The organism is Kitasatospora sp. NPDC090091 (assembly GCF_044747365.1).
Taxonomy (GTDB): domain Bacteria; phylum Actinomycetota; class Actinomycetes; order Streptomycetales; family Streptomycetaceae; genus Kitasatospora.
The window spans coordinates 222,950-236,149 of record NZ_JBIVDY010000013.1; the positions used below are offsets into that span (position 1 = coordinate 222,950).

9 protein-coding genes are annotated in these 13,200 nt (G+C 74.4%); 5 read left to right on the forward strand and 4 right to left on the reverse strand.

The window, feature by feature from the left end:
* The first annotated feature begins 116 nt into the window (after positions 1-116).
* The 4 genes from ACIPSC_RS23780 (at position 117) to ACIPSC_RS23795 (ending at position 6,393) form a co-directional block, all read left to right on the forward strand.
* Positions 117-2,423 carry an ATP-binding protein gene (locus tag ACIPSC_RS23780; RefSeq protein ID WP_400828102.1) on the forward strand — a complete coding sequence of 769 codons (2,307 nt, stop codon included), beginning with the start codon at positions 117-119 and terminating at the stop codon, positions 2,421-2,423.
* Positions 2,424-2,543: 120 nt separating this feature from the next.
* Positions 2,544-3,344 carry a maleylpyruvate isomerase family mycothiol-dependent enzyme gene (locus ACIPSC_RS23785; RefSeq protein WP_400828103.1) on the forward strand — a complete coding sequence of 267 codons (801 nt, stop codon included), beginning with the start codon at positions 2,544-2,546 and terminating at the stop codon, positions 3,342-3,344.
* Positions 3,345-3,567: 223 nt separating this feature from the next.
* Positions 3,568-6,024, forward strand: coding sequence for a SpoIIE family protein phosphatase (locus tag ACIPSC_RS23790; protein WP_400828104.1), 2,457 nt, complete (start codon positions 3,568-3,570; stop codon positions 6,022-6,024).
* Between the two features lie 180 nt (positions 6,025-6,204).
* Complete coding sequence (locus tag ACIPSC_RS23795) at positions 6,205-6,393, forward strand: hypothetical protein (RefSeq protein WP_400828105.1); 189 nt, start codon at positions 6,205-6,207, stop codon at positions 6,391-6,393.
* On the opposite strand, the gene ACIPSC_RS23800 is transcribed toward ACIPSC_RS23795, so the two are convergent.
* The 4 genes from ACIPSC_RS23800 to ACIPSC_RS23815 form a co-directional block, all read right to left on the reverse strand.
* A complete protein-coding gene (locus tag ACIPSC_RS23800) occupies positions 6,388-7,368 on the reverse strand; it encodes a helix-turn-helix domain-containing protein (RefSeq protein WP_400828106.1) in 981 nt (326 codons plus the stop codon). The two genes, ACIPSC_RS23795 and ACIPSC_RS23800, sit on opposite strands and share 6 nt — an antisense overlap.
* A 407-nt stretch (positions 7,369-7,775) precedes the next feature.
* Positions 7,776-8,570, reverse strand: a complete 795-nt coding sequence (locus ACIPSC_RS23805; protein ID WP_400828107.1) for an alpha/beta fold hydrolase — start codon at positions 8,568-8,570, stop codon at positions 7,776-7,778.
* Positions 8,571-8,660: 90 nt separating this feature from the next.
* The gene (locus ACIPSC_RS23810; RefSeq protein WP_400828132.1) at positions 8,661-10,256 is read right to left on the reverse strand and encodes a SulP family inorganic anion transporter; all 1,596 of its coding nucleotides are present in this window, start codon (positions 10,254-10,256) and stop codon (positions 8,661-8,663) included.
* An 80-nt stretch (positions 10,257-10,336) separates the two neighbouring features.
* On the reverse strand, positions 10,337-10,510 hold the full coding sequence (locus ACIPSC_RS23815; RefSeq protein WP_400828108.1) for a hypothetical protein: 174 nt from the start codon (positions 10,508-10,510) through the stop codon (positions 10,337-10,339).
* 816 nt (positions 10,511-11,326) lie between these two features.
* Between ACIPSC_RS23815 and gcl the strand changes: the two genes are divergently transcribed.
* Positions 11,327-13,114, forward strand: a complete 1,788-nt coding sequence (gene gcl, locus ACIPSC_RS23820) for a glyoxylate carboligase (protein ID WP_400828109.1) — start codon at positions 11,327-11,329, stop codon at positions 13,112-13,114.
* The last annotated feature ends 86 nt before the right edge of the window (positions 13,115-13,200 follow it).

Genomic DNA, 13,200 nt, shown 5'->3' on the forward strand with positions numbered 1-13,200 from the left:
GAACTGCACCACCGCGGCCACGGGGCCGCGGCCCAGGGCCCGTCTTGTGGACGAGCCCGGGCCCGACCTGATCCACAAGACAGGCCCTGGGCCCTGCCCGGTCCTAGACTCAAGACATGATCGGCAGGCTGCCCGCCGAGGTGACCGGTTTCGTCGGCCGCCGGCACGAGGTGGCCGAGGTGAAGCGGCTGCTGTCGACCTCCCGGCTGGTCACGCTGACCGGGCCCGGCGGAGTGGGCAAGACCCGGCTGGCGCTCCGGGTCGCGGGCGAGCTGCGCCGCGTCCACCGGGACGGTGTGTGGCTGGTCGAGCTCGGAGAACTGCGCGACCCGGCGCTGCTGGCACAGACGGTGGCCGACACGCTGGGCCTGCGCACCGCAACCGCGCAGCCCGCGCAAGCGACCGTCGAGAGCGGGCTCCGTGATCGCCGGCTGCTGTTGGTGCTGGACAACTGCGAGCACCTGGTGGAGACCTGCGCCGCCCTGGTGGACCGGCTGCTGCGTGGCTGCCCGGAGCTGCGGGTGCTCGCCACCTCCCGCCAGTCGCTGGGCGCGGCCGGGGAGGTCCTGGTGCCCGTGCCGCCGCTGCCGGTGCCCGGGACGGCGGATCCCGCCGCAGCCGCCGGGGCCGACGCCGTCCGCCTGTTCTTCGACCGGGCCGCCGCGGTCCTGCCCGGTTTCACGCCGGAGACCGCCGACACCGCCGCCGTCGCCCGGCTCTGCCGCCGCCTGGAGGGCATCCCGCTCGCCGTCGAGCTGGCGGCGGCCCGGCTGCGCAGCCTGACCGTCGAGCAGATCGAGGCCCGGCTCGACGAGCGGTACCGGCTGCTCAGCCTCGGCAGGCGGACCGCGCCCGCGCGCCGGCAGACGCTGCGCGCGCTGATCGACTGGAGCCACGACCTGTGCACCGGGCCCGAGCGGCTGCTGTGGGCCAGGCTCTCGGTGTTCTACGGCGGCGTCGACCCGGACGCCGCCGAGCACGTCTGCTCGGGCGACGGGCTGGACCCCGGCGAGGCGCTCCACCTGCTCGACTCCCTGGTCGACAAGTCGATCGTCGCGCGGGACGAGCACCGCGGCCGGGTCCGCTACCGGATGCTGGAGACGCTGCGCGAGTACGGCGAGGAACTGCTCGTCGCCTCGGGCGACCGGCAGCGGGTGCGGCGCCGGCACCGGGACTGGTACGAGCGGACGGCCGCCCGGTTCGCCGCCGAGTGGATGGGGCCGGACCAGGCCGCCTGGGTCGCAACCCTGGACGCCGAGTACCCGAATCTCCGGGCAGCGCTGGAGTTCTGCGCCGACGAGCCCGGCGAGGCCCCGGCCGGGCTGCGCCTGGCGGTCGGGCTGGACGAGTACTGGGCGATGGGCGGCCACCACAGCGAGGCGCGGCGCTGGCTCGACCGGCTGCTGTCGGTCTCGACCGGACCGAGTCGCGAGCGGGTGGCCGGCCTGCGGGTGTCCGGGTCGTACGCCGTCTGGCAGGGTGACGTCGGGCCCGCCCTGCGCCTGCTCACGGAGGCGGCCCGGTCCGCGGCCCGGCTCGGTGACCGGGCCGAGATCGCCTACACCACGCACCTTCCGGGCATGGCCGCCCTGCTGGAGGGCGATGCGAACCGGGCGGTCGCACTGCTCGACGAGGCGTTGAACCGGATGCGCGCCGCACGGGCCCGGCAGCACGAGGTGAACACCGGGCTCTTCCTGGGCGTGGCGCTGATCCTCGCCGGCGACCTCGCGCGGGCCCGGCACGTGCTGGACGAGTGCGTCGCCTGGCTGTCACGGCGCGGCGAGGTGTGGTGGCGGGCGCTCGGCCTCACCCTGATCGCCCACCTCGAAGCGGCGGGCGGCCGACCGGAGCAGGCCGAGGCGGCGGCCCGCGAGGCGCTGCGCTGCCATCGACGGCTCGGCAGCCGGCCGGGCCTGGCCTTCGCCCTGGAGACGCTGGCCGTGCTCGCCGGGAGCCGGGCGGAGCACGATCGGGCAGCCGCGCTCGCCGGCGCGGCCGAGGGGCTCTGGCACGGCATCGGCGCCGGGCCGGAGTCGTACTTCCCCGTCTTCCGGCCGCGGCGCGACTACCTGCCCCGGGCCCACGCGGCGCTCGGCGAGACGGCCTTCGACCGGGCCGTACGGGCGGGCCGGGACATGCCGGTCGGCGCGGCGGTCGCCCTCGCCCTGGCGGAGTCGGCGCCGCCCCCGCCCGTGTCGACGGCCGCGACGGGCCGGTCCCCGCTCACCAGACGACAGTGGGAGGTCGCCGAGCTGGTCACGCTGGGTCTGACCAACCAGGAGATCGCGGCCCGGCTGGTTCTCTCCCGCCGCACCGCCGAGACCCATGTGGAGCACATCCTCACCAGACTGGGCTTCACCTCGCGCGCCCAGATCGCGGCCTGGGTGACCGAACGGCGCCCGGCCGCGTCGTCCGACGGCTGAGCGCTCCCACCGCCCGGCGGAGGACGCCAGGGATTAGTTGACAGTCTCAACCATTGAGACTTACCGTCGTACGCATTACTTGAGGTACCCAACCATCAACCTCCCGAAAGGCATCTCACGGTGAGCAACTCCGACCGCCCCGACCGCGGAACGTCACCGGTCGACCACCGCGCCGCCGTCGCGGCCGAGACCGCCCGGTTCGTGGCGGCGGTCAGGGACGCCGACCCGGCGACCGCGGTACCCGGCTGCCCGGGCTGGACGCTGGCCGACCTGGTCCGACACGCCGGCAGCGTCCAGCGCTGGTTCTCCGTCCTGCTGCGCGGGCGCATCCAGGAGCCCCCGCGGAGCCGCGACGTCGACCTGCGGCTGCCGACGCGGGAGGACGGCTGGGCCGACTGGCTGGCCGACAGCGCGACCGAGGCGGCGGGCGCGTTCGCGGCCACCGACCCGGACACCCCGATGTGGGCGTGGGGCGCCGATCCCCACGCCCGGTTCTGGGCGCGTCGGATGCTGTTCGAGACCCTGGTGCACCGGGTCGACGCGGAGCTGGCGCTGGGGATCCGGCCCGGGATCGACCGTGCGCTCGCGGTCGACGGCGTGGACGAGTTCCTGGTGAACCTGCCGTTCGCCGCCTCCTTCGCCCCCAAGGTGGCCAACCTCCGCGGCAACGGCGAGGCCATCCGGTTCCGCACCGCCGAGGGCGACGGCGACTGGCTGGTCCGGCTCGGGCCCGACGGCTTCGGGCTCGACCCCGAGGGCTCCGACGGGGCAGGGGCGGAGGCCGCCGATGCGACCGTCCGGGGCGCCGCGGCCGATCTGCTGCTGCTCGTCTACGGCCGCCTCCCCCTCGACGCGGAGGCCTTCGAGCGCACCGGGGACCAGGAGCTCCTGGCACGCTGGTTCGCCAACTCCGAGTTCTGACCCGGCGCGGGCGGTCACCGGCGATTCCGCCTTGACAGCGGCGCCCGCCGGACGTAGATCGGGAGGCATGAGGCGGCACGAGCCCGCGGATCCGGCGGGACGGCACGAGGGGACCACGGCGTCCCGCTCGGACACGGGCGCGGCGGAAGGTTCCGGCCGTCCCGGGGACGCTGCCGGGGCAGCGGCGGCGGACAGTCTCAGGGCGGAGTGCGAGGACGCCCTGGTGACCGCAGTGGTCAAGGCCGTCGGGGAGACCGCCGCCCATGCCGGAAGCGTGTTCCTCCGCTCCCGGGACGGCCGCGCGGTCGTGCTGGCCGTCGCTTGCGGCACACCGCCCTCCCTGCTCGGCGGCTGGTGGCGCATCCCGGTCAACAGCCCCATTCCGGTGGCGGTGGCCTACCGATCGGGCCGGACGGTCCACCTGGCCGATGCCGACGAGACCGTGCGGCGCTACCCCCAACTCGCGGTGGCTCTGCCGTACCCGTTCGGCTCGGCCTCGGTGCCGGTCAGGGCCGGGCGGGAGAGCCTGGGGGCGCTGGCGGTGGTGTGGGCGGCGGACCACGGGCACGCGGGCCTGTCCAGGCCCCAGCTCCGCCACCTTCGGGCCATCGCCAACCGGCTCGGCGCCACCCTCGCCGACCTACGCGTCCGCGGGGGCAGCTTCGAATGCGACGCCACGACGGTCCCGCTCCAGGTCCCGGCTCCCGACGTACCGGCGGTGCGGGTCGGTCTGTTCGACTGGCGGCTCGACGACGGCGTCGTGGTCGCCGACGAGGAGGTGTGCGCGATCTTCGGTCTCACGCCCGACGCGTTCGACGGGCGGGCCGACACCCTGGCCTCCCGGCTCCACCCCGGCGACCGGCTCTCGCTGCGGGCCGCCGCCCGTGAGGCCATCACGGACGGCAGGGTGCTCGCCCGGCGACTGCGCGTGCGCACCGGAGACGGGTATCGCACCGTGGAGCTGTGGGGCCGCGTACCGGAGGCACCCGCAGGCGAAGCCCGGACCCACCTGGTCGGGAGCGTGCTCGACGCCGGACCCGGCGCCGCAGCGCTCACCGCCGTGGAGCGGCTTCGCGACGGACTGTTCTCCCTCGCCCCGGACGGACAGGTCACCTACACCAATCGCGGTCTGGAGCAGTTCCTCGGAGTGCCCGGCCGGGAGCTGCTCGGCCGCTGCCTCTGGGACGTCCTTCCCTGGCTGTCCGACCCCGTCTACGAAGACCGGCACCGGGCCGCGATGGTCTCGCAGCAGCCCACGACCTTTCTGGTCTGCCACCCACCGGAGCAGTGGCTCGCCTTCTCACTCCACCCGAGTCCGAACGGGGTGACCGGCAGGGTGACGCCCTCCGGTCCTCCCCAGCCACCGCCGGCAGCAGCCGGGCCACCGGCGGAGTCCGCGGCACCGGCCGGTGCCCCGTCGGCGTCCCGGCCCGGGCGTTCCGCCGCCGGCCGGCCGACAGCCCGGACCGCACCCGCGCGGCTGGGCGCGATCTACCGCATGATGCAGCTCGGGAGCGCGCTGACCGAGGCGGTCACCACGGACGAGGTGTGCGAGGTCGTCGCCGACCAGCTCCTGCCGGCCTTCGGCGGGCAGCACCTGGCCGTCTACGTGGTCGAGCAGGGCCGACTGCACCTGCTCTTCCGCACCGGCCGCCACGACCGCTTCCTGCAATGGCTGGAAGGCAGACCGCTCGACACCTCGCTGCCCGGAAGCGAGGCTCCGGCCTTCGGCGTCCCCCTGTTCATCGAGTCCCGCGGAGACGCCACCGGCGCCGGTCCGGCCTCCTCCCCGGAAGGCGTCGGAGCCTGGTCCTACCTGCCGCTCATCGCCTCCAACCGCCCGATCGGCGCCTGCCTCCTCGGCTTCGACGACACCCACCATCTGACCACCAAGGACCGCGGGATCCTGACCGCGCTCAGCGGTCTGATCGCCCAGGCCCTCGAACGCGCCCGTCTCTACGACGCGAAGTCCGCCCTCGCCCACGGCCTGCAGACCGCGCTCCTGCCGCACCGCCTGCCCGTCGTGCCGGGCATTCGCACCGCCGGCCGGTACCTGCCCGGCACCAGCGGCATGGACATCGGCGGCGACTGGTACGACGTGATCCCCGACGGAAGCGGCGTGGCCCTCGTCGTCGGGGATGTCGAGGGCCACAACATCGCAGCGGCCGGCATCATGGGCCAGCTACGCAGCGTTGTCCGGGCCTTCGCCACGGCCGGCCACTCACCGAGCGACGTCCTGGCCGGAACGAACCGGATTCTGGTCGACCTCGACCCCGAGCTGCTCGCCAGCTGCTGCTACATCCGCATCGAGCCGGACACCGACCACGCCCTCGCGGTCCGCGCCGGGCACTGTCCGCCCCTGCTGCGCCGTCCCGACGGCAGCACCGACGTACTGGCGGTGGCAGGCGGCCCGCTCCTCGGTGTCGCCGACACCAGCACCTATCCCGAGACGCGGCTGGACCTCCCGCCCGGGTCGATCCTCGCCCTCTACACCGACGGCCTCGTCGAGGAGCGCGGCGGCGACATCGATCTGGGGATCGACGGCCTGCGGACCTCGCTGGCCCACGCCCGCGCCGGAGACCTCCAGGAACTCGCCGACCAGCTGCTGCGCGAGGCCCGACGCTCCCCGCACCGTTCCGACGACATCGCCCTGCTGCTCACGGCCTACCGGCCGGATTAGGGAGTGTCCGACGGATCGTGCCGGATCAGCGCGGCGCCGGGCGCGCGGCAGCATCCGACGGTCTGCACGCAGCGTCAACGGGCCTTGCGCGGACGGCCAACGACCCCTGCCGTGCGCTGCCGCAGGGTCGGTGGTGGGCACCGCAGCGGTGCCCGCTACCGATCCCGTTGGGGATGCCCCATGTCGCACATCCGCACCAGGCTCGCCGCCGCCAGCTCGGTCTGGAACCGGGGCGGCGGCCCCGCCGACATCTACGCCGGCTCCGACTACTCCGGATACATGGGCACCGTCGTGCACTGGTGGCAGGGGAACCTCGCCTCCGCGCACAACGACCGGCTGAGCGCGGTCAACGTCCGCTGCGGTTCATAGCACCGCCGCACCCGCCGCGGCCCGGAACTCGCTCGCGGTGGTGCCGTACTCGTCGCGGAAGGCCCGGCTGAAGGCGGCGGCGGCGCGGAAGCCCCACCGCGTCGCGATCGCGTGCACCGGCACCACCGCGAGACCCGGGTCGGCGAGGTCCGCCCGGCACCGCTCCAGGCGGCGCCGGCGGACCACCGCCGCGACACCGCCGCGCTGTTCACGGCGGAAGAGTCCGTGCAGGGTGCGCAGCGAGATGTGGTGCCGGGCCGCGATCGCGGCGGGCGACAGTTCCGGGTCGCCGAGGTTCTCCTCGATGTACGCGTCGATGCGGGCGAGCAGCATCCGGTGGCGCGGCTCCGGCGGCAGCCGGTCCTCGACGCCGAGCCGGTGTGCGAGGAAGGCGACGGCCAGCTCGCGCGCCGCGACGCCGAGCCGGACGGCCTCGTGCTCGGCGACGGCCGGCGCCTCCCGTACGACGCCGCGCAGGAAGGCGGCCAGCACCCCGCCCACCCCGCCGCGGGCCGGCGCGGAGCTGGCCAGCAACCGGTCCAACCGGCGGTGATGCACGGGGAGTTCGGCGACCGGCAGGTGCAGGATGACGGCCCGGGACACGCCCCCGGGCAACCCCCGGCCGTCGAACGGGCGGGAGGTGTTCCACAGTACGAGGTCGCCGGAGCGCATCCGGGTCTCGTTGTCGCCCTGCGCGATCCACATCGCGCTGCCCCGGATCAGCGCCAGCTCGTACACCTCCGGGTCGGAGCGCCGGATGAGAGCGGGGGTACGCTCCGAGCGGATGGACGGGAAGGACATCGTGGTGAGTTGTTGCCCGGGACCGAGATCGACAGTGCCGACGGTCGCGGGGAAGTCGTCGGCGTGCTCGGTGGTGATCCGGGTGGGCGCGACGTCCCGGGCAACCATCTCGCACCACCACTCGAAGCGGTGCCCCGGATCGACGGCGGAACTGTCCAGGTGGTGGTAGGGCATCGGCGGCTCCCCGCTTCCCCCCGGGGGCGTGTGGCACGGCCGCCCGAGCATGTCGCTGACATGACACAGCCTGCCCAGGAGCGTTACCGCCCCACAAGCTCGCATCCCTGCCAACTCCGCCGCCGGCGCGGCCCGGCGCGCTCGGCCGCCGCTCCCGGACCCTGCCACCTGCGGCCGGGGATCCGGGAGGGCACCGACCGACCCACGACCGGCCGCCGACCGGCGGTGCACCGGGGGCGCGCGGGGCCCGGTGGGCGGGAGAGGAGCGGACGACGCGTCCGAAGTCGGCGGGTTCGATGCCACCGGGCGGGTTTGCCGCCACCGGTCGATCCGCATCGAACTTGACGCCGCCCGCTCGGCCCTCGGACGAGCAACCCGCCACGGTGGCCGTCACGCCGGCCGCACCACTACTCGGGCCGACCGGCGAGGAACGGCTCCAGGGCCGCGACGAGTTCGGTGGGCGCGTCCAGCGCGACGAGGTGGGCGGCGGTGGCGAACTCGACCAGGGTGGCACCGGGGATCTCGCCGGCGTACCGGCGGGCGATGTCCTGGAAGTCGGCGACGTCGAGCCGGCCGATCCCCACCAGCGTGGGCACCGAGACGGCGGCGACGTCGCGGGTGGTGACGCCCTGGGAGTGCTCGCCCACCACGGCCTGGTTCACCAGCGACGTCCGCACCGGGCCGCGGAGCCGGTCGGCCAGTCCTGCGGCGACGTCGTCCCAGGTGCGGGCCGGCCCGCGCAGCCACATGTCCAGGTTCACCCGGACCGCGGTGTCCAGGTCGCCCGCGGCGAGGGCCGCGGTCTCGGCCTCGTCGTACGCGATCATGTCCGCGGACCAGTGGTACCGCGGCCACGGCGGGGCGAGCAGCGCGAGGGAGTGCACCCGCTCCGGGTGGCTGAGCGTGAACTCCACGGCCACCCGGCCGCCCCAGGACGCGCCCACCAGCCGGACACGTTCGTGGCCGAGGTGGTCCAGGAGGCGGCGCAGGTCGTCGGTCTCGCTGAACGGCCCGGCCGGGGGTGCGGACTCGCCGAAGCCGCGCAGGTCGTACCGGACGACCGTGTGGCGCTCGGCGAGGGCGGGTACGACCGCGTCCCACATGCGGTGGTCGGCGACGCCGGCGTGCACGAGTACGACGGGCGGTCCGTCGCCGGAGACGACGTAGGAGAGGTGGCCGAGGTCGTCGGCGAGTGTGATCATCCGCAGATGATTTCAGGGCGGTGGTGCACATGCCACCCGATAAGGCCGGGGCGCGGCGCCGGGCTCCGTGCGCCGCGCCCCGACCGGTCGTCAGACCACCGTCGGCAGTGGCGGCTCGACGGCCAGCGGTGCCGAGCTGCGCGCCCGGTGCTGGGCGGCCCAGGCGGTGAGCGCCACCGTGCAGGCGTGGTCCAGGTGCCGCAGACCGGACCAGTCCAGTTCCACCGGGCGGTCGGCCGGCAGCCGCTCCAGCGTGTCCAGCAGCCGGGGCAGCCGCAGGAACGTCGCGTTGCCGCTCAGCCTGACCCGCAGCACCGGCCCCGCACCGGGTACGGCCGACGGATCCTGGTCCCGGGCCTCCGCACGGCCCCCGGCGGTGCGGTGCCCGTACCCGGGCCCGCGTCCGGACGCGTCCCCGGGCAGCTCCTCGACGCCGATCTGCAGGTGCGAGGTCTGCCAGGCCGACTTCACCACCGCCAGACCGATCCCGATCAGCACGCCCTCGAACAGGTCCGTGGTGATGATCGCGACCGCCGTGACCGCGAGCACCGCCGCCTCGCCCCGGTGCTCCCGGCAGAGCCCGGCGATCCGCCGGACCGGGACGAGCTTCGCACCCGCGTGCACCAGGACGGCGGCCAGTGCGGTCAGCGGGACCAGGCCGAGCGCGCCGGGCAGCAGGGCGGTGAACAGCAGCAGCCAGAAGCCGTGCAGCACCCGCGAGGCCTTGGTCCGGGCCCCGGCCTGCACGTTGGTGGCGCTGCGCACGATCACCGCCGTCATCGGCAGTGCGCCGAGCAGCCCGCAGAGCGTGTTGCCGATGCCCTGGGCGGTCAGCTCGCGGTCGTAGTCGGTGCGCGGGCCGTGGTGCATCCGGTCCACGGCGGCCGCGCTGAACAGCGTCTCGGCGGAGGCGATCAGGGTGAACGCGAGGATGGTGCCGACGCCGGCGGTGCCGGCCAGCGCGCCGAGCGCGGCGTGTTCCGGCGGTTGCACCACCTCCAGCAGGCCGGCGACCCGGACCCGGGCCACCGGGAGGTCCGCGGCGGCGGTCACCGCGGCGGCCAGGCCGACCGCGGCCAGCGGCGCGGGCACCGAGCGGGCCGCCTTCGCCGGCAGGTACTTCCAGAACGCCAGCACCAGCAGCGTGCCGACGCCGAGGGCGACCGCGCTCGGGGCGGCCGCGCCGGTCAGGGCGTCGCGCAGCAGCGCGGGCAGGCCGGCGATCTTCTCCGGCCCGGTCGCGGGCGCCCGCCGGTCCGCGAGCGCGTACAGCTGGCCGAAGAGCAGCGTCAGGCCGATCCCGGCCAGCATGCCGTGGACGACCGACGCGGACATCGCGCGGAACCAGCGGCCCACCCGCAGGGCGCCCATGGCCACCTGCAGCAGGCCGGTGGCGAGGACCAGGATGCCGAGCGCGCCGGCGCCGTACTCCTGCACGGCCTCGTAGACCAGGACGGTCAGACCGGCGGCCGGGCCGCTGACCTGCAGACTGCTGCCGGGCAGGGCGCCCACGACCAGGCCGCCGACGATGCCGGTGACCAGCCCGAGCTCGGCGGGCACGCCCGAGGCGACCGCGACGCCGACGCAGAGCGGCAGCGCGACCAGGAAGACCACCAGCGAGGCGGGCAGGTCGAAGCGCCACGGCACGGCGCGCAGGGCGCGGGCGGGGCGGCGGTGGCGCAGCAGGCGGGGCGGGCGGGCGCAGCCCGGCGGGGCCTTGCGCCGGGGGCCGCCCGGCGGGCTCTTCCGGCGCCGGGGCAGGGGGTTCACCCGGCCACCGCCGGGGCGGACGCGGGGCGAGCGGGGACGTGGACGGGCGTAGCGGGGACGGCGGGAGCGGCGGGGGCGGCGGCGAGGTGGCCGGCGCGGCTCGGGCGGTTCGGCCGGCTCGGGCGGTTCAGGGGGCGGGCGGCGGAGAGCGAGCGGACGGTACGGGCCATGGGTACGTCCTTCCGCGCGGCCGCCGACGGGGCGGACGCGAAGCGGGAGCGGAGGCGGATCACTGAGGCGGGCGACGGGCCGCCGCACGGCAGGCGGCGGGCGGGCAGCGCGGCGCACGTGCGGAGAGATTCGGACGGAACGACCGGGCCGGGTGACCCGGCGGTACGACCAGGCGGGGACTCGACGGCCGGAGCTCCCCCGCTCCCCGGTCGATCCCAAACCCCCCAGCCGCGGCCCGAGTTGAACATGGGAACCATGACGGGCCCGGCGTGCCACCGACGGTACCCAGGAGCCCCGGCGGCGCCAACCTCGCCCACCGTTCCTCCACCCCGATGACACGGCGCCCCCACGTCCGGGCCCGGATCGGCCCTTCGGGCGGGTACGCACGTTCGTCCACCACACGCACATCCGAAGAGCGACGCCCCCCCACCCGGGCTTTGCCCAACCACGAACAGGAGCCCGCCCGGCCGGCGGACGGGGCCTTTGCAGGAAGGGACGAGCACCACCCCCGCCCGGGCGCGCCGGACTGGAGGAACGGGCGATGGATCGACCGCAGCCCCCGTGACAGCCTGGCCGAACGGCCGAGCCGCGCACGCCGGGACCCCCACCCCCGCGCCCCGCCTGCGCCCCGCCCCACGCCCGCGACCTGCGGGTTCCCCGCAGCCGGCCGCCTTCTACATTCCGTTGAAAGTCCCCTTGACGCCCCGACAGACCCCGCCGTACCTTGTTTCCGCATACAGAAACCGTTCTTCCGTATGGTGGAATTCTGGAGATGAGCCCTCCGACCCACAGCGGGCCGACGCAGGAGAAACCCGATGCCTCGTATGACCGCCGCCGCCGCGGCCGTGGAGATCCTCAAGCGCGAGGGTGTTGAGCAAGCGTTCGGCGTGCCCGGCGCGGCGATCAACCCCTTCTACCGTGAGCTCAAGAACGTCGGCGGCATCAAGCACACGCTCGCCCGCCACGTCGAGGGCGCCTCGCACATGGCCGAGGGCTACACCCGCGCCAAGGCGGGCAACATCGGTGTCTGCATCGGTACGTCCGGCCCCGCCGGCACCGACATGATCACCGGCCTGTACTCGGCGATCGCGGACTCCATCCCGATCCTCTGCATCACCGGCCAGGCACCGGTCTCGAAGCTCCACAAGGAGGACTTCCAGGCCGTCGACATCGCCTCGATCGCCAAGCCGGTCACCAAGGCCGCCACCACCGTCCTGGAGGCCGCGCAGGTCCCCGGCGTCTTCCAGCAGGCCTTCCACCTGATGCGCTCCGGCCGTCCCGGCCCGGTCCTCATCGACCTGCCGATCGACGTCCAGCTGACCGAGATCGAGTTCGACCCGGAGACCTACGAGCCGCTGCCGGTCTACAAGCCGTCCGCGACCCGGGCCCAGATCGAGAAGGCCATCGGCTTCCTGCTGGAGTCCGAGCGTCCGCTGATCGTCGCCGGCGGCGGCATCATCAACGCCGACGCCTCCGACCTGCTGGTCGAGTTCGCCGAGCTCACCGGCGTCCCGGTCATCTCCACCCTGATGGGCTGGGGCACCATCCCGGACGACCACGAGCTGGCCGCCGGCATGGTCGGCGTCCAGACCTCGCACCGCTACGGCAACGAGACCTTCCTCGCCTCGGACTTCGTCCTGGGCATCGGCAACCGCTGGGCCAACCGTCACACCGGGTACAACATGGAGGCCTACACCAAGGGCCGCGCGTTCGTCCACGTCGACATCGAGCCGACCCAGATCGGCAAGATCTTCGCCCCGGACTACGGGGTCGCCTCCGACGCCAAGGCCGCGCTGGAGCTCTTCATCACGGTCGCCAAGGAGCTCAAGGCCGCGGGCCGGCTCCCCGACTTCGGCGACTGGGCCGCCGCCGCCCAGGAGCGCAAGGCCACCCTGCAGCGGCGCACGCACTTCGACAACATCCCGATCAAGCCGCAGCGCGTGTACGAGGAGATGAACAAGGCCTTCGGCCCGGAGACCCGCTACGTCACCACCATCGGCCTCTCGCAGATCGCCGCCGCGCAGTTCCTGCACGTCTACAAGCCGCGCCACTGGATCAACTGCGGCCAGGCCGGCCCGCTCGGCTGGACCATCCCGGCCGCGATCGGCGCCGCCACCGCCGACCCGGAGACCCCGATCGTCGCGCTCTCGGGCGACTACGACTTCCAGTTCATGATCGAGGAGCTGGCGGTCGCGGCCCAGCACAAGGTCCCGTACGTCCACGTCCTGGTCAACAACGCCTACCTGGGCCTGATCCGCCAGGCCCAGGTCAACCTGGACATCAACTTCCAGGTCAACCTGGAGTTCGAGAACATCAACACACCGGAGATCGGCGTCTACGGCGTCGACCACGTCAAGGTCGCCGAGGGCCTGGGCGTCAAGGCGATCCGGGTCACCGACCCGAACGAGCTCGGTGCCGCCTTCGAGGAGGCCAAGAAGCTCGCCGTCGAGCACCAGGTCCCGGTCGTGGTCGAGGCCATCCTGGAGCGCGTCACCAACATCTCGATGAGCAAGACGGTCGACATGAGCAACGTGACCGAGTTCGAGGAGCTGGCCTCGCTGCCGGAGCACGCCCCGACGGCGATCAAGACCCTCAAGGTCTGAGCCCGAGCGTCCCCCTCGCCCCGGTGGCACCGCGTCCGCGGCGCCACCGGGGCCGTTCGCGTTGTCCCGCCGGGGCCGTTCCGTCG